The sequence below is a fragment of the Arthrobacter mobilis genome, from assembly GCF_012395835.1.
In the GTDB taxonomy this organism is placed as follows: Bacteria; Actinomycetota; Actinomycetes; order Actinomycetales; family Micrococcaceae; genus Crystallibacter; species Crystallibacter mobilis.
Genome location: NZ_JAAZSQ010000010.1, coordinates 27,896 through 52,921, shown reverse-complemented (window position 1 = coordinate 52,921; position 25,026 = coordinate 27,896). Strand labels below are relative to the sequence as shown.

Sequence of the window (25,026 nt, the reverse complement as noted above, 5' to 3'; positions counted from 1 at the left end):
GCCGACGGTCAGGATGTCCGGGCGAGGGCGTCCGCCGGGGCCGGCCGGCCGGCGCAGCGGGCGACGAAGGCCTCGAAGAGCAGTGCCCTGTCCCCGGCGCTGCCGTCCGAGTCCTCCGGATGCCACTGCACGCCGAGAACCCAGGACTTCTCCCGGTGTTCGGTGCCCTCCACCACGCCGTCGTCCGCCACGGCCGCCACGGCCAGCGCCGGGGCCACCGTGCCCACCGCCTGGTGGTGGCCGGAGCGGACGGTGGCCCGTTCGCGGCCCAGGATCCGGGCAATCCGGGACCCGGGTACCAGACTGACCTCCTCGTCCAGGAAGATCGGCTTCCCCGGCCCGCCGCGGTGCAGCTGCCAGGGATCCAGGTCCGGGACCAGGGTGCCCCCGCAGGCCACATTCAGCAGCTGCGAGCCGCGGCAGATGGCCAGCAGCGGCTGGTCCCGGTCCAGGACGCCGCGGATCAGCTCCAGGCAGTATTCATCGGCGCGGCGGTCCACGCCGTAGGAGTTCGGGACGTATCCGTGGTGCCCGTACAGGGCGCCGTCCACGTCCCCGCCGCCGAGGAACAGCACGCCGTCGCAGCCGGCCAGCTCCGCCGGCGGCAGCAGGTCCGCCGCGGCGCTGTCCACCAGCTCGGCGCGCGCCCCGGCGGCCAGCAGGGCTTCGAAGGCGGTCCGGGTGAACCGCCGCATCAGCTCCAGGGTCTGCGCTGTCATGCCGGGAAAGGTCAGCGAGACGACGACGGCGATCCGCGGCGCGCCGGCCGGCAGCTCCGCGAACCCGGCGGGAATGACCTCGGCGGGCTCCACCCGCAGCGCGCTCACAGCACGCCCGCCTCGGCCAGGGCCGTTCCGCCGGCGGCGCTGTCCCGGTCCAGCCGCCCGCGCCGCTGCCGCGCGGCCCCGACCACCCATTCGAACAGCGCGTGGTCCGCCGGGTTGGTGGCGGCGGTGTCCTCCGGATGCCACTGGACGGCCAGCAGCGGGACGCCGGGGACCTCGAGCGCCTCCACCACTCCGTCGGGAGCCGTGGCGGTGACGCGCAGGCCCTCGCCGAGCGCCCCCACCGCCTGGTGGTGGTAGGAGGACACCTCGGCCGGCTGCGCGCCGATGACGGAGGCCAGCAGGGAACCCGGTGCCACTTCGACGGCATGCAGCGCGTCCTTGTGCTGGACGGGTCCGGGCGCCAGATGCTGGACGAGGGTGCCGCCGCGGCCGACGTTGAGCAGCTGCAGCCCGCGGCAGATCGCCAGCAGGGGCACGCCGGCCTCGATGCAGCCGGTGATGATGCCCGCCTCGAACCCGTCCTGGCCCTCGTAGTCCGCGGGCCAGTAGTGCTCGTCCGGCTCCGCCCCGTACAGCGCCGGGGAGACGTCTGCCCCGCCCGGGAGCACCACGGCGTCGAACCGGGCCAGCTGCGCGGTGATGCTGTCCGGGGAGCCGTCGGTGCTGCCCGGGAACATGACCACCGGTTCGCCGCCGGCCGCGGCGATGCTGCGCAGCACCTGGACGGCCACGGCCACGCCGTCGAAGCGCAGCCCGTGGACCGAGCTGGACCACATCCCGGGCACCCCGATCAGCGGCCGGCTCATGCGGACACCCGTTCACCCAGCGGGTACGGCAGGTGCGGCATCCACGCGGCCCAGACCTTTTCCAGCCGGCCATCCGAGACCACCGTGGCCAGGGCCGCGTTGAGTCCGGCGAGCAGGAACGGGTTGTCCTTGGCCACGCCGATGCCCCAGCGGTTGCCGGTGCGCACGGTGAAGGCGACGTCGTAGGCCGGGTCCTCGCCCAGCGGGACGGTGACGACGTCGTCGTCCACCATGGCGTCCACCTCGCCGCGGCGCAGCGCAGCGAGCATGTCGCCGAAGACGTCCTCGCCGGTGAAGGCCACCGGCTCGGCGCCGGGGAAGGTCACTGCCAGGCGCATGTTGGCGCTGCCTTCGATCGCGGCCACCTTGTACCCGGCCAGGTCCTCCGGCGCCCGGGCCGGATCACCCTTGCGTACCAGCACCGTCTCGTCGAAGACCGCATACGGCTCGGTGAAGTCCACCACCGCCTGGCGCTCGGGGATGATCCCCTGGCCGCACCAGACGGCATCCACGCGGTGGTCGCGCACGGCCGGTAGCATGTCGTCCCAGGCCATGAACTCCCACTCCACGCGCAGGCCCAGCACGGAGGCGACCAGGGCGGCCGCCGCCGGTTCGTACCCGCGCCGGGGCCCGGCGCCGGCCAGGTGGAACAGCGGCGGGGCCTCGGAGTCGATGCAGGCCAGGCGCAGGATGCCCGGCGAGAGCGTTCCGGAGGTGCTCACGGGATGGTCTCCCAGTACATTTCGCGGTCCCACTCGGTGATGGCCCCGCAGTAGCGGGCCCATTCCTCCTGCTTCAGCTGGGTGTAGATCGCCACCAGGTCCGCCGGCAGCGCCGAGGTCAGGTAGCCGTCAGCGGTGAATGCGTCGATGGCATCGCCCAGGGTCAGCGGCAGCTGGCCGCCGGCGGCAACCTGTCCGCCGGCGTCGGGCTCGCCCGGATCGAGCCGGCGGTCCAGCCCGTCCTCCATCGCCGCGATGATCAGGGTGTGCGACAGGTACGGGTTCACCGCCGCGTCCGGCACGCGGTATTCCATCCGGCCATTGGAGGAAATGCGGACCAGGCAGCCGCGGCTGTCCAGGCCCCAGTTGGCCAGGCTCGGGGCGAACTGGCCGGCATCCCAGAAGCGCTTGTAGGAGTTGACAGTGGAGGCCATCACCGCCATCGAGCCGGCGGCGTGCGCGAGCAGGCCGCCGATGGCGTGCCGCGCGGTCTGCGACACGTGCAGTTCCACCCGGCCGGCGTCCTCGGTGACGTTGGTCTCCCCGTCCCACAGGCTCAGGTTGTGGTGGCAGCCGTTGCCCATCTGGCCGTTGTACGGCTTGGGCATGAAGCTGGCGGTGACGCCGAATTCGCGGGCCACCTGCTTGCAGATCTGCCGGTAGGTGACCAGCCGGTCGGAGGTGTGCTCGACCCGGTCGTACATCCAGTTCAGCTCGATCTGGCCGTCGTCCTCGTAGTCGCCCTCGATCATGTCCAGGCCCATGGCCCGGGCGTAGGTGACCAGCTGCTTGTAGATCGGGCGCATCCGTTCCAGGTTCTCCACCTGGTAGGCAGGGCTGGAGCCGGGCTTCTTGACGACCTCCAGGCCCTGGCCTTCCCAGGTCATCTCCGGCTCGGTGCCGGAACGGACCTCGAAGCCGGTGCGCGCGGTGAACGCCTCGTGGGCGCGGATCAGCAGGGCACGGGTGTCGATGGCCAGCGGGCGGCCGCCGACCCCGGGCAGGTGCGGGGGCTCGTAGGCGGTGCAGAAGATGCGCGCCACCGAGGTGTCCCAGGGCAGCACCACGAAGGTCTCCGGTTCCGGCAGTGCCCAGAATTCGCGGGCCTCGATGCCGCCGCCGATCAGGTTGCCGAAGCGGTCGTTCTGCAGGTCGGACAGGGCGGTGCGGTGGAAGGCGATGCCCTTCTGCAGGTTGCGGCGGAAGTGGTTCGCCGGAACCATCTTGGCCACCATGCGCGAACCGATGGTCGGCACCGCGTAGTAGATGTACTCGACGCCGGCTTCCTCGATCTTCCGGCCCAGGTCCCGCACCGTCTCCGGGCGCAGGTTGCGCTCCTGGTGGCGGCCGAAGGCTTGGTTGTCATTCAGCGAGTCGCTGAGTGCGCCGGTGAGGGAGGCCGGCAGGTCGGTGGCGGCCGTCTCGGGCCGGACGGGGGTGAGGGTCATGTCAGTCTTCTTTCTGCTTGGTGCTCGGTGCCGGCGGTGCCTTAGACGGCGGCCAGCCGGGAGTCTGCGGGCAGGCCCGCCTCGGTGACGAGCCTGCGGTAGTGCAGCTGCCTGTCGGCGGGCAGGGCGGCGGTCACCGCGCCGATCAGCCTTCCCGCCCGGTAGTAGCCCAGGGCCACCCCGTCCTCGGGCCGGGCCGGGTCCCCTTCGAAGACCTCGGTCTGTTCAGCGAGCGCGGGACTGCCCACGCCCTGGATGCGGATCTTGAAGAGATCGGTCCAGAAGGAGGGCAGCGGTGCTGCCGGTTCGGGCACCGGGGTGCCGTTGACTCCGGCGACCAGGGCGGGCGCGGCGATCTTGGCGGTGTCCGCGGGGGTGGCCCAGTGCTCCACCCGGCGCGGGCCGGTGCCGGTGCGCCGGTCCGGATAGCGGGCGAGGTCCCCGACGGCCACGACATGGGGCAGTGCCTGCCCGGCGCCGACGGCCCGCAGCCATTCGTCGCAGAGCACGCCGTCGGCCAGGTCCAGCCCGTTGCCGTCGAGCCATTCGGTGTTCGGGTGCGAGCCGACGGCCTCGATGACGACGTCGGCGGCCACCTCGGTGCCGTCCGCCAGCCGTACGCCGGTGCAGCGTCCGGTGCCGGTGAAGGCCGACACCCGCTGCCCGGGAAGGCAGTGGATGCCGCGCTCCTGCAGGAAGCGCCGGACGCCGGCACTGAGCCGGGCCCCGAGCGGACGCTCCATCGGGCCGCCGCTGCCTTCGATGAGCGTGACGCGGCAGCCCAGCGAGGTGGCAGTGGCGGCCACCTCGCAGCCGATGAATCCGGCCCCGACCACCACGGCGCGCAGGCCGGGCTTCAGCTCCCGGTGCAGCCCGAGGGCGTCGTCGAGGGTGCGGACCACGTGCCGGCCGGGCAGCGGGCCGGGGGCCTGCACGCGCGCCGGACGCAGTCCGGTGGCGGCGACCAGGCCGTCCCAGGCCAGCTGGCCGCCGCCGGCCAGGGTCAGCGTGCGGGCCGCCAGGTCCGCACGTACGACGGCGGCGCCGAGCCGCCACTGGATGCCGGTGGCGGACCGGCGCTGCCGCAGCAGCACCGAGGCCAAGGCTTCGTCGAACCCTCCCGGGGCTGCCAGCAGTTCCTTGGACAGCGGCGGGCGGTTGTAGGGCGGGTGGGCCTCGTCGCCGACGACGACGATCTCCTCCTCCCAGCCGGCCGCGCGCAGCTGCTCGGCCGCGCGCAGGCCGCCCAGGGAGGCGCCGGCGACGATGATCCTGCGCGTCATGGTCAGGCTCCTTCAGTCTTTCAGGAAGATGGCCTGCACCGGGCAGACGTCGACGGCTTCCTCGACCTCGTCCAGCAGCGCGTCGTCGAACGTCTCCTCATACTCGAGCACGCCGTCGGAATTCATCCGGAACACCGCCGGGGCGGCGATGGCGCACTGGCCGTGGTTGTCGCAGAGGCTGCGGTCCACATCGATGGTCTTCATCACGGTCCTGCTTTCTGGTGGTGCTGTCGTTAGATCGGTGGGTCAGGCGCGAAATCGGTGGGTCAGGCGCGCTTGGTGAAGCCGATGGGCAGGCGCGTGGGGCCGGTGTTGCCCGAGTCCGGCAGCCATTCGTCCCCGCCGGTCAGGTGCGGGTTGGCCAGGCGGCGGGCCAGCAGCGGCAGCGCCTCGCTCATGTCCGCGCGGGCAACGAAGTGGCCCAGGCAGTGGTGGACGCCGCCGCCGAAGCCGTAATGCGGGGCGTGCTCGCCGAGCAGGTCCAGCTCCGGGTTCGGGAAGGCCCGCGGGTCCGTGCCGGAGGACTGGGTGAACAGGTGGACGGTGGTGCCCTTTTCGATGGACAGCCCCTGGTATTCGAAGTCCTCCACGGCTTCGCGGGTCACCCAGGTGACGGTCGGGTTGGTCCGCATGACTTCCTCCACGGCTTTGCCGCCCAGATCCGGGCGCCGGGCCAGCAGCTCCCACTGCTCCGGGTTGCGGATAAAGGACTGCATGGCCAGGCCCAGCTGGTTGCGGGTGGTGTCCATGCCGCCGAAGATCAGCAGCACCAGCGCGTTGCGCAGCTCCTCGTCGCTGAGCCGGTCCCCATCCCGGCTGGCCAGCACCAGGCGGGAGACGAAGTCCACGCCCGGGTTGGCCTGGCGGTCCTTGATCAGCTCCTCGGCGTACTCGTAGAGTTCCGCGACCGCCGCCTCGACCTTGTCCAGGTCCTGTTTGAACGTCACGCCCAGGGCCAGGCCCACGGTGGAGGCCAGCCGGGCGATCTTCGGCCATTCGCTCTCGGGGATCCCGAGCAGGATGGTCAGCACCCGGGTGGCGTACGGCTCGGCGAAGTCGCGGATGAACTCGCAGCCGCCCTGGTCGATGAAGGCGTCGATCAGTTCGTTGGCCAGGTCCTGGAAGCGGGGCACCAGGTCCTTGATCAGCCGCGGCGAGAAGGCCGGGTTGAGCAGCCGGCGGATGCGGTGGTGGTCCTCGCCCTCGAGCACCAGCAGGTTCTTCGTCCACCAGTCGTAGAACAGGCCGCCGTGCACGCCGTTGTGTGCCGGCCACTTGGCGCTGCCCTGGCAGAGTTTGGGGCTCTTGAGCAGCTTGCTGACCTCGTCGTAGCGCAGCACCGCCAGCCCGAAATTGGTGCGGGCGTACCAGCTCTGCTCGCGGGCGGTGCGCAGTGCCTCGGACTGCATGGCAAAGGACGGATCGGAGATGTCCAGGTAGGGAACGGCTGGCAATTCGATGGCAGGTGTGCTCATGGAGGAAACCTTTTCTGTGCTGCTGGGTGGATCAACGGTGCTTGGTGGAACGGTCGGAGACCTGGCTCAGCGGGCCCGCAAGGTGGCTGCCGGAATGGCATCGGCGGCCGGGGCGTCGCCCTTGAGGTAGGGCTTTTTGACGGCCATGTAGATCAGCCCGGCGGCCACCACGGTGACCGAGGAGATCAGCACGATCCAGTTCACAAACCAGCCGGCCTCGGGGGTGCGCGGCCAAGCCATGTTGACCATGCCCAGGACGCCCCAGACGAGGGCTGCGATATTGACCGGGATGCCCCATTTGCCCAGCTGGAACGCGCCGCGCGGCTGCCAGCCCTTGAGCCGGGCCCGCAGGGAGGCCAGGACCACCATCTGGAAGCCCATGTACATACCCATGGCGGCAAAGGAGATGATGGCCACCAGTGCGTCCTCGGACACCTTGGAGCCGATGACGATCAGGGCGGGCACCAGGCCGGCGACCAGCAGGGCGTACGGCGGCACGTGCCGGGTTTCACTGAACTTGCTCAGCAGGCGGCTGGCCGGCAGGATCCCGTCGCGGGCCATCGAGTAGGCCAGGCGGCTGGTGGCCGCCTGCAGGCTCAGGGCGCAGGAGACGAAGGAGATCATGACCACGGCCAGGACCACCTTGAAGCCGACGGGGCCGAAGGCCGAGAGCAGCACGCTGCCCACCGGGTCGGCGTCGGAGCCGGAGATCACCGCGCCGAAATCGGGCACGGCCAGGATCAGCGAGAGGCAGACGAACATGGCCGCGAAACCGCCGATGTAGATGGTCATCCGCATGGCCTTGGGGATGGTCCGGCCGGGACTGGGCACTTCTTCGGCCACATCGCCGCAGGCCTCGAAGCCGTAGTACTGGTAGATGCCGATCAGGCCGGCTGCGGCGAAGGCGGCGAAGTAGTCGCCGCCCTCCCCGGCGCCGAAGCTCTGGAACAGCACGCCCAGGTCGTGCTGGCGGGCAGCGACCATCAGCCAGATGCCGACGACGAGGGCGCCGCCGAGCTCGGCGAGCAGGCCCAGCATGGCCACCTTGTTCAGGATCCTGGTGCCGCACAGGTTCAGCACGGTGGCTACCAGGATCACCAGCAGCGCGGCGATGATCGTGGAATCCACGCTGGCTTCCATGCCCAGCAGCGCGCTCAGGAACGGCCCGGCCCCGTAGGAGACACTGGCGATGGTGACCAGCAGGGCGCACAGGTAGACCCAGCCGTTCATCCAGCCCCACTTGCGGCCCCACAGGCGGCGGGCCCAGGGGTAGACGCCGCCGGCCACCGGGTAGTTTGAAACGATCTCTCCGAAGACGGTGGCCACCAGCAGCTGGCCCGCACCCACGATGAGCAGCGACCAGAACATCGGCGGTCCGGCCAGGCCCAGCGAGGCCGCGAACAGGGAGTAGATCCCCACCACCGGGGACAGGTAGGTAAAGCCCAGGGACACGTTGCCCCAGAAGGTCATCTCGCGCTTGAACTGCTGGTCGTACGAGTAGCCCAGCGAGGCGAGGTGCGCGGCATCCTCGTCGAGGACCGGCTGGTCGGCCGGCCGGGTCATTTCGGCGGACATTGATCTCCTTCAGCGGGAAGGTCTTAAGCTTGCTGGTTCCGGTGGATTCCCCGGCTGCCCCTGGTGATGCGCCTCACGTGAGGTGGGTCACTGAAAAACTGTATTTGTGAATGATTTATTTGGCAAGGAATTTTTCGGAGCGGCTTCCGGCGGGTGTGCGGCAGCCCCTCCGGACGCTGCAAGTGCAAGGCTAGTAAGCGCTGGACGGCCAAGGATATGCGCCGCGACACATTGCGCGTAAACGTGATGAAAAGCTTTGTTTCCAAAAGATTTCCGCGCCTCTTCCCCATCGACTGGGCGGATCGCGCCCGTATCCGACGCCGGAACGGGCGCGATCCGGTAAGTCGATGGGAGCGGGGCGGGCTAGAGCAGGGGCCAGGCGCGGCGCCGGATGTCGTAGATGGCCCACGCCTGGGGAACCAGATCGAATGCCACGTCGCACACCCGGCGCAACTGCTCCATGCTGCCGGCCGGCAGATGTTCGCGGCCCGGCTCGGCGAACGGATCCGGATAGATGCTCCCGTTCGCCGAGGCCCACTCCAGCCCGTGGGAGTACCCGCTGCAGAACTGCCAGACATAGATCAGCTCCGGCGCCACCTGGCCGTGCAGGTCCTTCAGGATCGCCGTCTGCGTGCGGTTCTTGGTGGCATACCCCCAGCTGCCTCCGGCTTTCTGCGAGAAGACCGGGGGCAGCTGCAGGGCTTCGGCCGAGTCGTTGACCGCCCGGCGCAGGCCGTCGAAATACTCCAGGGCCTGGCCGTGCCGGACGGGGTGGAACTCCTCCAGGTAGGTGCCCCAAAAGGAGGCTGCATTGAACACCTCCCGGGCTATGAGCACCAGGCTGCGCCGGGCGCTCTCGCGTCCCTCGTCCGGCAGCAGTGCCCACAGCACCGTCGATCCGCACTCGATGATGGTGCGCACCAGCGAGTACGGGGCATGGGTGTTCAGCCGGTAGAAGATACGGCCGGACGGCTCTTCGACGAACAGCAGCCGCCGCAGCGCCTGCGTGTTGTCCATCGCGGCGGACAGGGACTGCTTCAGCAGGCCGCTGACGCCGTGCAGGGACGCGAACCGCGCGTCCAGCCAGGCCAGCGGGGAATCCGGCTCGATATCGTCGGTGTCCGCATCCCGGGCGCAGAAAGGCGCCAGGGCCTCCAACCGGTCCAGGATGGCTTTGGCCGCCCGGCTGCCGGCATCGGTCCCGTCCAGACGGCCCGCCACGTCGCGGGACACCTCTTCCATGCGCAGAATCCTAGTCCGCCCGCCCCGGGCTCGGCCGGAATCGCCCTCGTTGTGCAATCCATCCAACTCCGGGCCCGGGCATCCAATGCCCGGGTCCGTGCCCCTTCCTAGACTGGACGCCATGTCCCCGGCCGGTGCCGACCGCGCCAGGCCTCCGTTCCCCGCTACGAAAGGGCACCGATGCCGCTGCCACCCAGCCCCCCGCCGTCGTCCGGCCAGCGTCCGCTGGAGGGCGTGCTCGTCGCCGACTTCTCCCGCGTGCTCGCCGGCCCCCTGGCCACCATGACGCTGGCCGACCTGGGCGCCCGCGTCATCAAGGTGGAGCGCCCGGGCAGCGGGGACGATACCCGCAGCTGGGGCCCGCCCTTCTCCGCCACCGGAGCCACCTACTTCGAGAGCGTGAACCGGAACAAGGAGTCCGCCTGCCTGGACCTTGCCAACCCGGACGACCGCGAGCTGGCCCGGGAACTGGCCCGCCGGGCGGACGTGCTGGTGGAGAACTTCAAGCCCGGCGGGATGGCCAGGCTCGGCCTGGGCTACGAGGAGCTGTCCGCACAAAACCCCGGGCTGGTCTACGCCTCGATCTCCGGCTTCGGTTCCGCCGCCGGGGCCGGGCTGCCCGGCTACGACTTCATCGTCCAGGCCCTGGGCGGCCTGATGAGCATTACCGGGGAGGCGGACGGCTCCCCCTGCAAGGCCGGCGTCGCGCTGGTCGACGTGCTCACGGCCAAGGACGCCGCCATCGGGATCCTCGCGGCGCTGAGCGCCCGGGCCGCCACCGGCCGCGGCAGCCACGTGGAGGTGAACCTGCTCTCCAGCCTGCAGGGTGCGCTGGCCAACCAGGCGCAGGCCTGGCTCGGCGCCGGCACCATCCCGGGCCGGATGGGCAACGCGCATCCGTCGATCGTGCCGTACCAGCTGCTCGAATGCGCCGACGGACCGCTGGCCGTGGCCTGCGGCAATGACGGGCAGTTCGCCAAGCTGGCCGAGACCATCGGGGCGCCGGAGCTGGCGACGGATGCCCGGTTCGCCACCAACAGCGCCCGGGTGCACCACCGGGCCGAGCTGGTCCCGCTGCTGGAGCAGGCCCTGGCCGCCGCCCCGGCCCGCATCTGGCAGGACAAGCTCACCGGGGCCGGCGTGCCCGCCGGGCAGGTGGCCACCATCGACGAGGGCCTGGACTACGCCGATTCGCTGGGGCTGGACCCGGTCATCGAGGTGCAGGACGCCGCCGGCCGCACGGTCGGCAAGCAGGTGCGGCACCCGGTCACCTGGACCCCGCCGCTGGCGGTGCGGACGCAGGCTCCGCCGGCCCTGGGCGAGCACACGGAGTCCGTGCTGGCGTGGCTGCGCAGCTGACCCGCCGCGGAAGCTGACGGCGGCGGGTCAGAGCCCGCGGCGGCGCAGCGCCAGCCAGAGGTGGGCGGCGGTGTCCGGATCGTCCAGATCCAGCCCGGCCAGCCGTCCGGCCACCGCCATCCGGTGCCGCAGCGAGTTGCGGTGCACCTGCAGCTCCCGGGCCGCCTCCTCCCAGTGCCCGCGGTGGCGCAGGTACGCGGCCACCGTGCCCGGCAGGTCCGCCCGGCTGTAGGCGGCCAGCCGGTCCACCCACCCGTCGGCGCGGGCCTCGGCGCCTCCGCCGGTGCCCACCAGCTCCCCGGCCGGGGCCTGCAGTGCGGCCTGCCGCAGCGCGGCGGCCCGGCCGGCGACGTCGGCCAGGGCCAGCGGTTCGGTGAGCGCGGCCCCGGGCAGGCCGGCGCCGTCGTCCGCCGGACGCGCGGGCGCGGCCGGCGGCGGCCCGGGCACGACGGCGGCGCCCGGCTTCGCGGGCACGCTACCGGCGTCGCCCTGTTCCCAGCCATCCTGGTCCCAGCCCCATTCCTGCCACGGCTGCGCCAGGTTGTCCGCTGCGGTGCCGGGCCCGGAGCCCGGGGCCGGGTCGGCGGGCAGCAGGAACCAGGCCAGGCCGTCCTCGGCAAGCCGGAAGACGCATGCGGCCAACTGCTCCGCCAGCCCCGGCAGCTCCTCCTGCGCGGCCAGCGCCGGTACCAGGCCGGCCAGTGCGCCCAGCCGCTCCGGGCTGCCGCCGCGGACCGCCAGCACGCGCACCCGCTCGGCCAGCGGTCCCAGCCCGGTGTCGGCGGCCAGCAGCCGGGCCGCTTCGGCGTGGCCGCGCAGCACCAGCTTGGCCACCGCCGCTCCCAGCGCCGCCGAAGTACCGGCCAGCTCCTGGCGCTGCTGGGCCTTCAGCGACAGCAGCACGCAGACGGTGAGGATGATCTGCCGGTCCGCCTTGGCCAGTGTCCGCCCGGCACCGATGGCCAGGAACCCCTCGATCCGCCGGCCCACCAGGATCGGGTACTCCACCACCGCGCCGCCGTGCAGGCCGAAGGTTGCCGCCGCGGGGGCGCCGGCCTGGTTCAGCCGCACCGTCTCCTGCCGCAGCTCCGGCACCAGTGCCGCCACGCTGCCCGGCCAGAAGGTCTCAGGCCCGCCGTCCGCGGGCAGGTAGGCGGCCCAGCCGCCGAGGGCCTGGGCCAGGCCCTTGACGACGGCGGGCAGGGCATCCGGCCGCAGGGCCGACCGGGCCAGTGCTGTCTGCGTGCCCAGCCCGGCGACCAGGTCCGCCTGGCCGCTCTGGGCGGCCAGGTCCCAGTACGCGCGGGAAACGTCCATGAACGGCACCCCGTCCGGAACCACCAGCAGCTCCAGGCGCTCGGCCCGGCAGGCCCCGGCCAGGGCCTCCGGGACCTCGTCCAGCCCCTCGCCCAGGCCCAGGCCCAGCGCCGCGACGCCACGCTCGGCGAGCCGGCGCACGTAGGCAGCTGTGTTGGCCTGGTTCAACGGGCCGGCCGGACCGGGCTGGCGGGAGCCGCCGGCGGCGCCGCGCAGCGGGATGCCGGTGGTGAGCAGCAGTTCCCCGCCCTCCAGGTAGGGCGTCGGGTCTTCCAGCTCCGAAATGTGCACGCCGGAAAGCTGCCGGCCGGGGACAGTGCCGCCGGCCGCGGGCTGCAGGGAACTCCCCAGCCGGCTGCACAGCTGTGCGAGCGAAACCATGGCCCGATTATGCAGCAAGCTGTCCGGATTATCCGAAAATTGGACAGGACATCCAATGACCGGAACGTCGCTGGCCCTTACGGTGGTGCCCATGACGGATTCCCTGCCTGACCCGCTCCCCCAGACACGCCACCTGGCCACGGCCATCCCCGGCCCGCGCTCGCAGGCCCTGCACGCCGAACGTCGGGCGCACGTCACCGACGGCTTCGGTGTGGCCCTGCCGGTCTTCATCGACCGGGCCGGCGGCGGCATCCTGCAGGACGTGGACGGCAACCGGATCATCGACTTCGCCTCCGGCATCGCCGTGACCAGCATCGGCGCCAGCCATGCGCGGGTCCGCGAACGCATCGCCGCCCAGCTGGAGCGCTTCACGCATACCTGCTTCATGGTCACCGAGTACGAGTCCTTCACGCAGGTGGCCAAGTGGCTCAACGAGCACACCCCGGGCAGCTTCGAGAAGCGCACCGCGCTCTTCTCCACCGGTGCCGAGGCCGTGGAGAATGCGGTCAAGATCGCCCGCTCCGCCACCGGACGCGAAAAGGTGCTCGTCTTCGACGAGGCCTACCACGGCCGCTCCCTGCTGACGATGGCGATGACCGCCAAGGTCAACCCCTACAAGCTCAACTTCGGCCCGTTCCCGGCCGGGATCGTGCGGGCACCGTCCGCCAACCCGCTTCGCTCCCCCGCGGCGCCGGAGGGTCCGGAAGCCGTGGCTGCCGCGGCCCTGGCCGCGGTCGAGGCCACGCTGGCCGAGCATGGACCGGAAGAATTCGCCGCCATGGTGATCGAGCCCATCCAGGGCGAGGGCGGTTTCGTGGTCCCGGCCCCCGGCTTCCTGGCCGGACTGCGCATGATCGCGGACCGGCACAACATCATCCTGGTGGTCGATGAGATCCAGGCCGGCATGGGCCGCACCGGCATGCTCTTCGCCAGCGAGCACGAGGGCATCGCCGGGGACCTCACACTCAGCGCCAAGGCGCTGGCCGACGGCGTGCCGCTGAGCGCGGTGACCGGCCGGGCCGAACTGATGAACGCCGTGCACACCGGCGGGCTCGGCGGCACCTACGCCGGCAACCCGCTGGCCTGCGAGGCGGCCCTGGCGGTATTCGAGGCCTTCGAGGACGGCTCCCTGCTGGCCAATGCCCGGGCCATCGAGGCCGCGGCCCGCGAAGTGCTGGAACCACTGGTCCGGCAGACCGGGGTGGTGGCCGAGTTCCGCGGCCGCGGCGCCATGCTCGCCCTCGAGTTCGCGGACCGGGACACCCTGGCACCGCGTGCGGACCTGGCCAAGGAAATCTCCGCCCGCTGCCATGCGCAGGGCGTGCTGACGCTGACCTGCGGAACACACGGCAACATCATCCGGCTGCTGCCGCCGCTGGTCATCGGCCAGGAGCTGCTCATCGACGGGCTCCAGGTGCTCCGCCAGACGATCCTGGAGGTCGCCGGGGAAGCCGGCGACAGCACCGCCGCAGCCGCAGCTTCCGCCCTCGCCTGAACCCGCCGTCACCAGTCCCATTGCCACCCCTGCCCCGCTACCTGAGAGAAAGCACACCATGTCCCTTGACTATGACCTGATCAGCTTCGAATCCCTGCTGACCGAGGAGGAGCGGCTGCTGCAGAAGAGCGTGCGCTCCTTCGTGGAGTCGGCCATCAAGCCGAACATTGCCGGCTGGTACGAGAAGGCAGTCTTCCCGCTGGAGATCGTGCCCGAACTGGCGAAACTGGGCCTGCTGGGCATGCACCTGACCGGCTACGGCTGCGCCGGCCGCTCCGCCGTCGACTACGGGCTGGCCGGCGCCGAACTGGAGGCCGGGGACTCCGGGCTGCGCACCTTCGTTTCGGTGCAGGGTTCGCTGGCCATGAGCGCGATCCACAAACACGGCTCCGAGGAGCAGAAGAACCACTGGCTGCCGGCGATGGCCAGGGGTGAGGCGATCGGCTGTTTCGGCCTGACCGAGCCAACCGCGGGTTCGGATCCTTCCGGCATGAAGACCTTCGCCCGCCGGGACGGGGGCGACTGGATCCTCAACGGCTCCAAGCGCTGGATCGGCCTGGCCTCGGTGGCCCAGGTTGCCATCATCTGGGCCCAGACCGACGACGGCGTGCGCGGCTTCGTCGTGCCGACGGACACCCCCGGATTCAGGGCCGTCCCGATCGAGCCGAAGCTCTCGATGCGCGCCTCCATCCAGTGCGACATCGAACTGACCGACGTGCGCCTGCCCGCCGACTCGCTGCTGCCCCACGCCCGGGGGCTGAAGGGTCCGTTCGAGTGCCTGAACGAGGCCCGCTACGGCATCATCTGGGGCGCCATGGGCGCGGCCCGGGACGCCTGGCAGGCCGCGGTGGACTATTCCAAGGAGCGGCTGCAGTTCGACAAGCCGCTGGCCGGCTACCAGCTGACCCAGCAGAAGCTCGTGGACATGGCCTTGGAAATCAACAAGGGCTTCCTGCTGGCCCTGCATCTGGGCCGGCTCAAGGACGCCGGGACCCTGGCCCCGCACCAGATTTCCGTGGGCAAACTGAACAACTGCCGCGAGGCCATCGGGATCTGCCGCGAGGCCCGCACCATCCTCGGCGGCAACGGCATCACGCTGGACTACTCTCCGCTGCGCCATGCCAACAACCTCGAATCCGTGCGCACCTACGAGGGCACCGACGAGGTCCACACCCTGGTCCTGGGCAGCAGGATCACGGGCATCCCTGCCTTCCGCTAACCCGAACCCACAGCAGGAGAAGAAGATGACTGTCGAACTGCAGCATTACCTTGCCGGGCGCTGGGAAACCGGCGACGGTGGTCTGCTCACCTCCACCAACCCGGCCCACCCGTCCGAGACGGTCGCGAGCGGCCGGCAGGCCGGGGCCGCCGAGGTCGGCCATGCCGTTGCCGCCGCGCGCCGGGCCGCCCGCGACTGGGCCCGCACGCCCGCCCATGAGCGCGGCGCGGTGCTGCTGGCCGCGGCCGCCGTCGTCGAGGCGAACGCCGGCGACTGGGGCCTGGAACTGGCCCGGGAAGAGGGCAAGACGGCTGCCGAAGGCCGCGGCGAGGTGCTGCGCGCGGCACAGATCCTGCGCTACTACGGCAACGAGCCCGACCGCAGCGCCGGGGAAATCTTCTCCTCCCCCCGCCGCGGCGAGAAGATCCTGATCACCCGCAAGCCGCTGGGCGTCGTCGGGGTCATTACCCCGTTCAACTTCCCCATCGCCATCCCGGCCTGGAAGATCGCCCCGGCGCTGGTCTGGGGCAACACCGTGGTCTGGAAGCCGGCGAGCGCCGTGCCGCTGCTGGCCATGCGCCTGGCCCAGGCGCTGGACGCGGCCGGGCTGCCCGCCGGCGTGCTCAACCTGCTGATCGGGCCGGGGCCGATGGGCAACGACCTGGTCTCCCACCCCAGCCTGGACGGGCTGACCTTCACCGGCTCCACCGGCGTCGGCCGCCAGTTGGCCGGCCAGGCCGCCGCCCGCGGGGTACCGATGCAGGCCGAGATGGGCGGCAAGAATGCCGCCGTGGTGCTGGCCGATGCCGACCTGGAGCTGGCCAGCGAACAGGTGCTCTTCGGCGCCTTCCGCTCCACCGGCCAGAAGTGCACGGCCACCTCGCGGCTGATTGTCGCCGAGCCGGTCGCCGACGAGTTCCTCGACCGGCTGCGGACCCGGCTGGCGGCCTGGACCGTGGGCGATCCGACCGATCCGGCGGTGCAGATGGGCCCGGTGGTCAGCGAGGCAGCCCGCAAGTCCATCCTCGCCGGTATCGGCACCTCGGTGCAGCAGGGCGCCCAGGTGGTGGCCGGGGGTGGTGCCGACGGCGCCGGCGGCTACGACGGCGGTGCGCTGGCCGAGGGGGCTTTCGTGGCCCCGACCGTGCTGGAAGTCTCCGGCGCCGGGGCCTGCGCGAACCCGGCCTGGCGCGAGGAATTCTTCGGCCCGGTGCTCACGCTGCGCCGCGCCGCCGACGCCGAAGAGGCCTTCGGCCTGGCCAACGACAGCGAGTTCGGGCTTTCCGCGGCGGTCTTCACCCGGGACGTCGCCCGCACGCTGGAGGCGATCGACGAACTGGACGTGGGCATCCTGCATATTAACTCCGAGTCCGCCGGCGCGGATCCGCACGTGCCGTTCGGCGGGGCGAAGAAGAGCGGCTACGGACCCAAGGAACAGGGCGCCGCGGCCAGGGAATTCTTCACCCACACCACCACCGTGTACCTGAGAGGCGGAGCAGCATGAACCCGGAACCATCGATTTCCGGCATCGAGCGCATCCTGGTGGTCGGCTCGGGCACCATGGGCAGCCAGATTGGCCTAGTCGCCGCCCTGGCCGGCTATGACACCACCGTCCAGGACATCTCCGAACCGATGCTGGCCAAGGCCAAGGCGGAGCTGTCCGCGCGGATGGACACCAGCGTGGCCAAGGGCCGGCTCACCGTTGCAGAGGCGGAAGCTGCCTTGGGCCGGCTGTTCTTCTCCACGGACCTGGAGTCCGCCGCGGCCCGGGCCGACTTCGTGATCGAGGCGGCGACCGAGCGGCTGGATGTCAAGGAACAGATCTTCGCCCGGATTGGGCAGCTGGCCCCGGAGCACGCCATCCTGGCCACCAATTCCTCCACGCTGGGCTCCTCCAAGGTCGCCGCCGCGACCGGGCGGGCGGACCGGGTGTGCAACATGCACTTCTTCAACCCGGCACTGGTGATGAAGTGCGTGGAAGTGGTCCGGCACGAGGCCACCTCGCAGGCCACGGTGGAGACCACCCTGGAGCTGGCCCGCCGCTTCGGCAAGGAGCCGGTGCTGATCAACCGCGAGATTCCCGGGTTCATCGCCAACCGGCTGATGGGCGCCGTCCAGAAGGAGGCGCTCGCCCTGGCCGCGGCCGGCATCGCGAGCAAGGAAGACATCGACACCACCGCGCGCACCGCGCTGGGGCATCCGATGGGCCCGTTCGAGCTGATGGACATGGTGGGCCTGGACGTCATCGACTTCATTGCCCAGGCCACCTATGCCGAGACCGGGGACGAGGCCGACCGGCCGGACCCGCAGGTTGCCGCGCTCGTGGCCGAGGGCAAGCTGGGCCGCAAGAGCGGCCAGGGGTGGTATTCCTACTAAGGAAGAACCAAGCGGCGGCTGTGCCGTTCCTGGTGGATTCCTGGTTGTCGCCTGAACAGCAAGGAGCCGCAGGCGTATACAGGAGTTGCCGAGGCAAGGACAGAGCAGGCTTCTCACAGCGAACGAGCGAAAGGGTGCGCCAAAAGTAACGCGGCAGGGCGCTGAGGAAACCTGGCCGAAATACCGGACAGATACGGTCTTCCCGTGCCGCCCAGCCCTGACCGCATATGAAGCTCGAACCCCTGGAGCGTATCCCATGTCCTATGTGAAGCCCAGTGATCTGATCACGACGATGATCGACGCTGGTGAGTCGAAGGTATTCATGTCCACCCGTGACACGGTGTTGCGCGCGGCGATGGCCGGTGCGCTGCTCTCCCTAGCGGCCGCGTTCGCCGTCACTGTGAGCGTGACCACCGGCATCCCGCTGGCGGGGGCGATCCTCTTCCCGGTCGGGTTCATCCTGCTGTACCTGCTCGGCTACGACCTGCTGACCGGGGTGTTCGTCCTGACACCCCTGGCGCTCCTGGACAAGCGACCCGGCGTGACCGTCCGCGGCGTGCTCCGCAACTGGGGGCTGGTGTTCGTTGGAAACTTCATCGGAGCGTTCACGGTGGCCCTGCTGATGGCGGTCGTCGTGACGTACGGTTTCGCCATCCCGCCGAACGAGGTCGGTGTCGCCATCGGCCACATCGGCGAGGGGCGCACGCTTGGCTATGCCGAGCACGGCGCGGCCGGGATGCTGACGCTGTTCGTCCGCGGAATGTTGTGCAACTGGATGGTGTCGATCGGCGTGGCCGGCGCCATGATCGCCAAGGACGTCCCCGGGAAAGTGATCGTGATGTGGATGCCGATCATGCTGTTCTTCTTCATGGGCTTCGAGCACTCGATCGTTAACATGTTCCTGTTCCCGTCGGGTCTGCTGCTCGGCGGCGAGTTCACCATCCTGGACTACCTGGTCTGGAACGAAATCCCAACGGTGCTCGGCAACCTCGTCGGCGGCCTGCTGTTCACGGCGCTGCCCCTCTACGTCACCCACGCTCGGACCAAGGCACCGTCCAACGCCGCCGGGAACCTCGAGCTCCCGGCCGGGGGAGACGTCGCACGCACCGAAACCGGAATCCGCCACTAGATGATCCATTCCTAATGGTCGTAAGCAGTCAGGGACCGCTTACGGGGTGCGCCAATGCGCCAGATGGCGGCGGCCAGGGCGAGCAGCCGGGAGGCCCTCCAGGCTTGACCCCGTCCAGAGTCCGCCGCCGTGCTGGTCCAAGGTGAGCTGTCCCTTGAGGGTGTCAAAGATGGATTCCACCCACTGCCGGATGCCGCCGAGGCTGCCGAGCCGGGGTTTTCGTCCCGGCGGTCCGGGCGGAGCAGGACGGCCCCGAGGTCCTCGGTGACGAAGCGCTCGAACCCGCCGCCGGCGAAACCCTTGTCGCCGACGAATACCTGCCCGGCGGCTACCAGGTGCCGGTCGCGGTCGAGCAAGGCGGCGGTCGCTTCGCGTTCGCCAGGTCCCGGCCGCGCCAGGCACCACACCACGGGCATGCCCTCGGCGGTGCTGACCAGGTGCAGGCGCAGGCCCCAGTAATAGCGGTGATGGGAGCGGCAGTACCCGTAGCCGGCCTTCCGGGCCAGACCGGAGCGTTGGGCGGTTTCCCTCGACGTTCCGCAGGGCACCGGGGCGCAGTCCAGCAGGCGCAGCTTGTCGTACCAGGAAGGGGTGTCCCGGGCCAAAGCCGTAACCGCCGCAGCAACCAGGGCCCCGGCGGCCCGGACATGCTTGTTGTAACCGGGCTGCCGGGGAATGTACGGGAACATGCCGGCCAGGTGGGAACGCGCGTAGCGAACCCATCCGGCCTCCGAGGACACCCCGAGCAGCGGGCCGGTGCTCATGGAAGACACCGAGATCGGGCAGGACCCGGCCGGTGAGAAAGACGTACAGTGAAGTCTGGACAGTGTTCAGTTGTGAGTCCACAAACCCGGCTTAACACTCTCCGCCTCACGTCTGCAGTGCCGGTCAGTCTTCCCGTCAATAGGAATAGATCATCTAGCCGGCCTGCCGGCGCCCCCACGGTCTGGCGGCCAGCAGCAGCGCCAGCCAGGTCAGTCCGATGCCGGCCAAGGTCGCGGTATCGACGATGCTTCCGGCCGAGGGCCACAGCACATCCAGCACCACCGACCCCACCAACTGCCCGCCGGTGATCGCCAGAGTCATCACCAGCACCCCGGTGCTGGCCGTGCAGATGGTGGCCGAGCCAAGCACCAGGGTGCCCAGCGGGCCCCCGGCATACAGCCACCATTCCGGGGTGAGCAGCACCGCCCTGCCGCTCGCCGCCGCCGCGGCCAGCCACAGGGCCAGCAGCAGGACCACGCCCACGCCGAAGTTGAGCAGCGTCGAGATCGCAGGACCACCGTGGGCCGCCGCCACCCGGGCCAGCGTGGCCTGCTGCACGCTCTGCAGCAGCCCGGCCAGCAGCGGCAGGAGCATCAGCACCAGCAGCAACCCGTGCTGTCCGCCGCCGTCGAAATGCGGCACCGCCGCCATCAGCGCGGCCGCCAGGGCGAGCACCGCCGCCCCCACGCGCAGCGGAGAGACCGCAATCGGCCGCCCGGAGCCCAGGCCGAACTTGTCCACCAGCAGCCCGGAAACCAGCTGCCCGGTCACGATCGCGATGGTGAACAGGGACAGTCCCACCGCACCGACGGCGGCGGTCTGGGTGAAGACGTAGAAGGCCCCGACAGCTCCGCCCAGCAGGTACCAGCGCGGGTAGCTGCGCTGCCGGAAGGCCGGGGCCAGCCCGCCCAGCCGCGCCCGGACCGACGGCATCGCCAGCGCGAACAGCAGTACTGCGGCGAAGCCGGTGGCAAAGCTGACCAGCGCCGCCCCGATCCGGTCCTGCAGGGCCAGGCCGAGTTCGTTGTTCAGCTTGCTCTGCACCGCCAGCCCCACGCCGCCGGCCATGGCCAGCAGGACGGCGGCGGCAGCCGGCACCCGGATCCCGGTCTGAGGTTCAAGAGCCACCCCTCCAGCCTAGCCACCGGTGGGGCCCGGCGCCGGGACATGCCGCGCTTTCCCTGCCCCCGGCAGCAGGCCCGCGGCCGGGGCTTGACCTTGACGCTGCGTCAACTTCCATAGTGGTAGCCATGAAGACTCCCCCGGAGCACGGCCGACGCGAATGGTCCATCCAGGAGATCGCCAGAGCGGCCGGCACCACGAGCCGCACATTGCGGCACTACCAGGCAGCCGGCCTGCTGCAGCCGAGCCGGGTGGGCCACAACGGCTACCGCTATTACGACGGCGCGTGCCTGCTACAGCTGCAGCGGATCCTGCTGCTGCGGGACCTGGGGCTGGGCCTGGAGGAGATTGGCAAAGTACTGCAGGGACGCACCGGGCCGGCCGCGGCCCTGCACACGCACCTGGCGGTCCTGCTCGAGGAGCGGGACCGGCTGGAACGCCGGATCGCCGCCGTCCGCAAAACGATCGACGCTACGGAAAGGGGCGGACAGCTCATGCCCGAGGAAATGTTCGACGGCTTCGACCACACACAGTACAAGGAGGAGGTGGAGCAGCGCTGGGGCCGGGAGGCCTACGCCAAGGGCGACAGGTGGTGGCGGAGCCTCAGCACCCGGGAACGGCAGGACTGGCTGGAGCACAGCCGGCAGCTGCAAAACGACTGGGTGGACGCGGCCGCCTCCGGCACCGCCCCGGACAGTAACGAGGCACAGGAGCTGGCCCGGCGCCAGTTCCACTGGCTTGCCGGCGCCAACGGCGGCCAGGAGGTCGGCTACGGGTACTTCACCGGGCTGGGCGAGATGTACGTGGCGGACCCGCGATTTAGTGCCAACTATGGCGGCGAGGCCGGGGCCGGGTTCGTCCGGGACGCCATGAAGATCTACGCCGACCGGCACCTGGCCTGACGGGGCCGGCGGGCAGCTGGCCTAGGCCCGGGCCGACACGCGGCAGGCTGCAACAAACGGTGCCATCAGGGCCGCCAGCTGCCCCTCCGGCGAGCCTTCGTCCTCCGGATGCCACTGGACCGCCAGCAGCCAGCCCTCGTCCGGCCGGTCCAGCTCGACGGCCTCCACCACGCCGTCGTCGGCCCTGGCCACCACGTGCAGGCGGTCACCCAGCCGGCGCACGGCCTGGTGGTGGCCGGACTGGACCGGCACCGGGCCGGTGCCCAGCGCGCCGGCGAGGATGGAGTCCGGTTCGATGCCGACCTTGTGGACGGCCATCGGTGCCTGCTCCTGGTGGATCCGGTGCACCGACTCCTTGCCCAGGTCCTCGATGAGGCTGCCGCCGAAGGCCACGTTGATCAGCTGCAGGCCGCGGCAGATCCCCAGCACCGGCTTGCCCAGCTCGTGCGCGCCGACCACCAGGTCGATCTCGGTCTCATCCGCGCGGGTGTCCACCCCGTGGACGGTGGGCTCGGCGGCGTTCCCGCCATAGCGGGCGGGATCCACGTCCCCGCCGCCCAGGATCAGCACGCCGTCGAAATCCTCGGCGCTGAACACTTCCCCGGAGGCGGAATCGATCACGACGGCGTCCCCGCCGGCGGCTTCGACACCGGCGGCCGCCCGGGCCGCCAGCCTGGCCAATTCGGCGGCGAAATGCGGCGGGTGGCTGGCGGCGGTCCGCGCGAAGCTGACAGCGATGCGCGGGCGGCTGTCCGGATGCTGGTCCATCTGCGGCTCCTGCGGTCAGCTGGCGGGGTAGAGGGGGTTGTGGCCCGCGGCGACCTGCTCGCCGGGCCGGACCGGGCCGGGGGCGGTGCCGTTGCCGAACGGGCGTCCGCCGAGGGCTTCGCGGCCGTGCGGGGTCAGCCAGTTGGACAGGTCCGGGCCCTGCGGGACAATCTGCGTGGGGTTCACGTCCTCGTGGACGATGTAGTAGTGCTGCTTGATCTGCACGAAGTCCACGGTGTCCCCGAAACCCGGGGTCTGGAACAGGTCGCGGACGTAGCCCCAAAGCGCCGGCATCTCGGTGAGCTTGCTGCGGTTGCACTTGAAATGGCCGTGGTAGACCGGATCGAAACGCACCAGGGTGGTGAACAGCCGCACGTCCGCCTCGGTGATGGTCTCCCCCATCAGGTAGCGCCGGTCCGACAGGCGCTGCTCCAGCCAGTCCAAGGCCGTCCAGAGCCGCCCGTAGGCGCTGTTGTAGGCCTCCTGGCTTCCGGCGAAGCCGCAGCGGTAGACGCCGTTGTTGACCTCGGTGAAGATGCGCTTCATCACCTGGTCCATCTCCTCGCGCAGGTGCACGGGATAAAGGTCCGGGGCGCCCTCGCGGTGGTACTGGGTCCATTCGGTGGAAAAGTCCAGAGTGATCTGCGCGTAGCTGTTGGTGACCACGGCGCCGGAGGCGACGTCGACGATGGCCGGCACCGTGATGCCGCGCGGATAGTCGGAGAACCGCTTGAAGTACGCTTCCTGCAGCCGCTCGATACCCAGGACCGGGTCCTTGCCGTCCTCGTCCAGATCGAAGGTCCAGCTGCGGGCATCATGGGTGGGGCCGGGCAGGCCCAGCGAGATCACGTCCTCCAGGCCCAGCAGCCGGCGCACGATGATGGTGCGGTTGGCCCACGGGCAGGCGCGGGCGGCAATCAGGCGGTAGCGGCCCGGTTCCACCGGCCAGCGGCCTTCCCGCGGGTTGTCCCCGCCGCGCAGGATCCGGTCCTCGATGTAATTGGTATCCCGGTTGAACTCCGCGCCCGTCTGGACGTACGCACCTTTGGTGCTGTGTTCGGTGCTGGTTGCTTGGGTCATGATCCCAGCCTAGCCGCCGCGAACGGAACGAGCGGCGGGAGGCGGCTGGACGCTGTCGCCCGGCGTCCCGCACCATCCTTATGCCTTGGCGGACAGTACGGGAATTTCAAGACCCAGCGTTTACATGCTGTATGAGCAGACACGTTTTCCGTTACAGCATGCCAATAGCGGCCGCCGCGCGGCGGCGCAAGGATGGTGGCATAGCCACCGGAAGTCCCGAACTTCAAGGAGATGCCATGCAGACCACCCAGCACTGGATCAACGGCGCGTTCACTGCCCCGGCGAACAGCCGCCTGCAGGATGTCACCAATCCGGCTACCGGCAAGGTGTCCTCGCAGGTCGCCATGGCGGATGCCGCCGTCGTCAACCAGGCCGTCGCCGCAGCCAGGGCCGCGTTCCCCGAGTGGCGTGATACCTCGCTGGCGCGCCGCACCCAGGTGCTCTTCGCCTACCGTGAGCTGCTGAACGCGCGCAAGGGCGAGCTGGCCGCGATCATCACCGCCGAGCACGGCAAGGTCCTCGCCGACGCGATGGGCGAGGTGGCCCGGGGCCTGGAAGTGGTGGAACTGGCCTGCGGCGCGCCCTACCTGCTCAAGGGCGGCTACAGCGAGAACGCCTCCACCAAGGTGGACATCCACTCCGTCCGCCAGCCGCTGGGCCCGGTGGCCGTGATCAGCCCGTTCAACTTCCCGGCCATGGTGCCGATGTGGTTCTTCTCCGTTGCCATCGCCGCCGGCAACACCGTGATCCTCAAGCCGAGCGAGAAGGACCCGGGCGCCGCCAACTGGCTGGCCGAGCTGTGGAAGGAAGCCGGGCTGCCGGACGGGGTGTTCAACGTGGTCCACGGCGACAAGGAGGCCGTGGACACCATCTTGGACCACCGGGATATCAAGGCCGTCTCGTTCGTGGGCTCCACCCCGATCGCCCGCTACGTCTACGAACGCGGCACTGCCTCGGGCAAGCGAGTCCAGGCCCTGGGCGGGGCCAAGAACCACATGGTCGTGCTGCCGGACGCCGACCTGGACCTGGCCGCCGACGCCGCGGTGAACGCCGGCTACGGCTCCGCCGGGGAACGCTGCATGGCCATCTCCGTGCTGGTGGCCGTGGGCGATACGGGCGACGAACTGGTGGCCAAGATCGCTGAGCGCACCCGCACCCTGCGCGTGGGCGACGGGCTGCGCGGGACCGATATGGGCCCGCTGGTCACGCGGGCGCACCGGGAGAAGGTGGCCGGCTACATCGACGCCGGAGAGGCCGCCGGCGCCACCGTCGTCGTGGACGGCCGGCAGGTCGAGGCCGACGCCGAGGGCGAAGGCTTCTTCCTCGGCCCCACCCTCTTCGACCACGTCACCCCGGAGATGTCCATCTACACCGACGAAATCTTCGGGCCGGTGCTTTCGGTGGTCCGCGCGGACAGCTACGACGAAGCGCTGGCGCTGGTGAATGCCAACCCGTACGGCAACGGCACCGCGATCTTCACCAACGACGGCGGCGCCGCGCGCCGCTTTGAGAACGAGGTGGAGGTGGGCATGGTGGGCATCAACGTGCCCATCCCGGTCCCGATGGCCTACTACTCCTTCGGCGGCTGGAAGAACTCGCTCTTCGGCGACACCCACGCTTACGGGGCCGAGGGCTTCCAGTTCTTCACCCGGGGCAAGGCCGTGACCACCCGCTGGCTGGACCCCAGCCACGGCGGCCTCAACCTGGGCTTCCCGCAGAACGCCTGAGACGGCGCCGGACTCCCGAAAGGCAGCTTTATGGCTACCGAAGCATC

General features: G+C 70.5%; 21 protein-coding genes and 1 pseudogene. 8 read left to right on the top strand and 14 right to left on the bottom strand.

Annotation, left to right across the window (positions count from 1 at the left end; translation table 11 throughout):
- Positions 1–8: 8 nt before the first annotated feature.
- From HGG74_RS11655 to HGG74_RS11615, 9 genes are all read right to left on the bottom strand, one after another.
- Positions 9–827 carry a gamma-glutamyl-gamma-aminobutyrate hydrolase family protein gene (locus tag HGG74_RS11655; RefSeq protein WP_312856826.1) on the bottom strand — a complete coding sequence of 273 codons (819 nt, stop codon included), beginning with the start codon at positions 825–827 and terminating at the stop codon, positions 9–11.
- On the bottom strand, positions 824–1,594 hold the full coding sequence (locus HGG74_RS11650; protein ID WP_168486526.1) for a gamma-glutamyl-gamma-aminobutyrate hydrolase family protein: 771 nt from the start codon (positions 1,592–1,594) through the stop codon (positions 824–826). The genes HGG74_RS11655 and HGG74_RS11650 overlap by 4 nt, the downstream gene beginning before the upstream one ends.
- Complete coding sequence (locus HGG74_RS11645) at positions 1,591–2,316, bottom strand: transporter substrate-binding domain-containing protein (protein WP_312856825.1); 726 nt, start codon at positions 2,314–2,316, stop codon at positions 1,591–1,593. The genes HGG74_RS11650 and HGG74_RS11645 overlap by 4 nt, the downstream gene beginning before the upstream one ends.
- A complete protein-coding gene (locus HGG74_RS11640; RefSeq protein ID WP_205761768.1) occupies positions 2,313–3,764 on the bottom strand; it encodes a glutamine synthetase family protein in 1,452 nt (483 codons plus the stop codon). The genes HGG74_RS11645 and HGG74_RS11640 overlap by 4 nt, the downstream gene beginning before the upstream one ends.
- Before the next feature lie 41 nt (positions 3,765–3,805).
- Complete coding sequence (locus HGG74_RS11635) at positions 3,806–5,047, bottom strand: NAD(P)/FAD-dependent oxidoreductase (protein WP_168486524.1); 1,242 nt, start codon at positions 5,045–5,047, stop codon at positions 3,806–3,808.
- Between the two features lie 12 nt (positions 5,048–5,059).
- Positions 5,060–5,251, bottom strand: coding sequence for a ferredoxin (locus HGG74_RS11630; RefSeq protein WP_168486523.1), 192 nt, complete (start codon positions 5,249–5,251; stop codon positions 5,060–5,062).
- Between the two features lie 62 nt (positions 5,252–5,313).
- The gene (locus HGG74_RS11625; RefSeq protein WP_168486522.1) at positions 5,314–6,522 is read right to left on the bottom strand and encodes a cytochrome P450; all 1,209 of its coding nucleotides are present in this window, start codon (positions 6,520–6,522) and stop codon (positions 5,314–5,316) included.
- A gap of 66 nt (positions 6,523–6,588) precedes the next feature.
- On the bottom strand, positions 6,589–8,097 hold the full coding sequence (locus HGG74_RS11620; RefSeq protein ID WP_168486521.1) for an APC family permease: 1,509 nt from the start codon (positions 8,095–8,097) through the stop codon (positions 6,589–6,591).
- A gap of 363 nt (positions 8,098–8,460) precedes the next feature.
- On the bottom strand, positions 8,461–9,339 hold the full coding sequence (locus HGG74_RS11615; RefSeq protein ID WP_168486520.1) for a hypothetical protein: 879 nt from the start codon (positions 9,337–9,339) through the stop codon (positions 8,461–8,463).
- Between the two features lie 180 nt (positions 9,340–9,519).
- Here HGG74_RS11615 and HGG74_RS11610 point away from each other — a divergent pair, with 180 nt between their 5' ends.
- Positions 9,520–10,698: a CaiB/BaiF CoA transferase family protein gene (locus HGG74_RS11610; protein ID WP_168486519.1), complete on the top strand. Its 1,179-nt coding sequence runs from the start codon at positions 9,520–9,522 to the stop codon at positions 10,696–10,698.
- A gap of 27 nt (positions 10,699–10,725) precedes the next feature.
- Here HGG74_RS11610 and HGG74_RS11605 read toward each other — a convergent pair whose 3' ends face one another.
- Complete coding sequence (locus tag HGG74_RS11605; RefSeq protein WP_168486518.1) at positions 10,726–12,396, bottom strand: PucR family transcriptional regulator; 1,671 nt, start codon at positions 12,394–12,396, stop codon at positions 10,726–10,728.
- A gap of 55 nt (positions 12,397–12,451) precedes the next feature.
- Here HGG74_RS11605 and HGG74_RS11600 point away from each other — a divergent pair, with 55 nt between their 5' ends.
- The 5 genes from HGG74_RS11600 (at position 12,452) to HGG74_RS11580 (ending at position 18,615) form a co-directional block, all read left to right on the top strand.
- The gene (locus tag HGG74_RS11600) at positions 12,452–13,891 is read left to right on the top strand and encodes an aminotransferase class III-fold pyridoxal phosphate-dependent enzyme (protein WP_246262849.1); all 1,440 of its coding nucleotides are present in this window, start codon (positions 12,452–12,454) and stop codon (positions 13,889–13,891) included.
- A gap of 58 nt (positions 13,892–13,949) precedes the next feature.
- Positions 13,950–15,110, top strand: coding sequence for an acyl-CoA dehydrogenase family protein (locus HGG74_RS11595; RefSeq protein WP_168486517.1), 1,161 nt, complete (start codon positions 13,950–13,952; stop codon positions 15,108–15,110).
- Between the two features lie 25 nt (positions 15,111–15,135).
- Positions 15,136–16,614, top strand: coding sequence for an aldehyde dehydrogenase family protein (locus HGG74_RS11590; RefSeq protein WP_168486516.1), 1,479 nt, complete (start codon positions 15,136–15,138; stop codon positions 16,612–16,614).
- A complete protein-coding gene (locus HGG74_RS11585; protein WP_205761767.1) occupies positions 16,611–17,486 on the top strand; it encodes a 3-hydroxyacyl-CoA dehydrogenase family protein in 876 nt (291 codons plus the stop codon). Before HGG74_RS11590 ends, HGG74_RS11585 begins: the two co-directional genes overlap by 4 nt.
- A gap of 256 nt (positions 17,487–17,742) precedes the next feature.
- The gene (locus tag HGG74_RS11580; protein WP_168486515.1) at positions 17,743–18,615 is read left to right on the top strand and encodes a formate/nitrite transporter family protein; all 873 of its coding nucleotides are present in this window, start codon (positions 17,743–17,745) and stop codon (positions 18,613–18,615) included.
- A gap of 11 nt (positions 18,616–18,626) precedes the next feature.
- Here the strand turns inward: HGG74_RS11580 and HGG74_RS11575 are convergent.
- Both HGG74_RS11575 and HGG74_RS11570 read right to left on the bottom strand, forming a co-directional pair.
- A pseudogene (locus HGG74_RS11575) lies at positions 18,627–19,461 on the bottom strand (transposase family protein).
- Positions 19,462–19,533: 72 nt separating this feature from the next.
- Positions 19,534–20,508 carry a DMT family transporter gene (locus HGG74_RS11570; protein ID WP_168486514.1) on the bottom strand — a complete coding sequence of 325 codons (975 nt, stop codon included), beginning with the start codon at positions 20,506–20,508 and terminating at the stop codon, positions 19,534–19,536.
- Positions 20,509–20,630: 122 nt separating this feature from the next.
- Here HGG74_RS11570 and HGG74_RS11565 point away from each other — a divergent pair, with 122 nt between their 5' ends.
- Complete coding sequence (locus tag HGG74_RS11565; RefSeq protein WP_168486513.1) at positions 20,631–21,404, top strand: MerR family transcriptional regulator; 774 nt, start codon at positions 20,631–20,633, stop codon at positions 21,402–21,404.
- A gap of 21 nt (positions 21,405–21,425) precedes the next feature.
- Here HGG74_RS11565 and HGG74_RS11560 read toward each other — a convergent pair whose 3' ends face one another.
- Both HGG74_RS11560 and HGG74_RS11555 read right to left on the bottom strand, forming a co-directional pair.
- On the bottom strand, positions 21,426–22,172 hold the full coding sequence (locus tag HGG74_RS11560; protein ID WP_168486512.1) for a gamma-glutamyl-gamma-aminobutyrate hydrolase family protein: 747 nt from the start codon (positions 22,170–22,172) through the stop codon (positions 21,426–21,428).
- A gap of 15 nt (positions 22,173–22,187) precedes the next feature.
- The gene (locus tag HGG74_RS11555; protein ID WP_168486511.1) at positions 22,188–23,252 is read right to left on the bottom strand and encodes a glutathione S-transferase family protein; all 1,065 of its coding nucleotides are present in this window, start codon (positions 23,250–23,252) and stop codon (positions 22,188–22,190) included.
- A gap of 236 nt (positions 23,253–23,488) precedes the next feature.
- Here HGG74_RS11555 and HGG74_RS11550 point away from each other — a divergent pair, with 236 nt between their 5' ends.
- A complete protein-coding gene (locus HGG74_RS11550; protein WP_168486510.1) occupies positions 23,489–24,979 on the top strand; it encodes a CoA-acylating methylmalonate-semialdehyde dehydrogenase in 1,491 nt (496 codons plus the stop codon).
- The last annotated feature ends 47 nt before the right edge of the window (positions 24,980–25,026 follow it).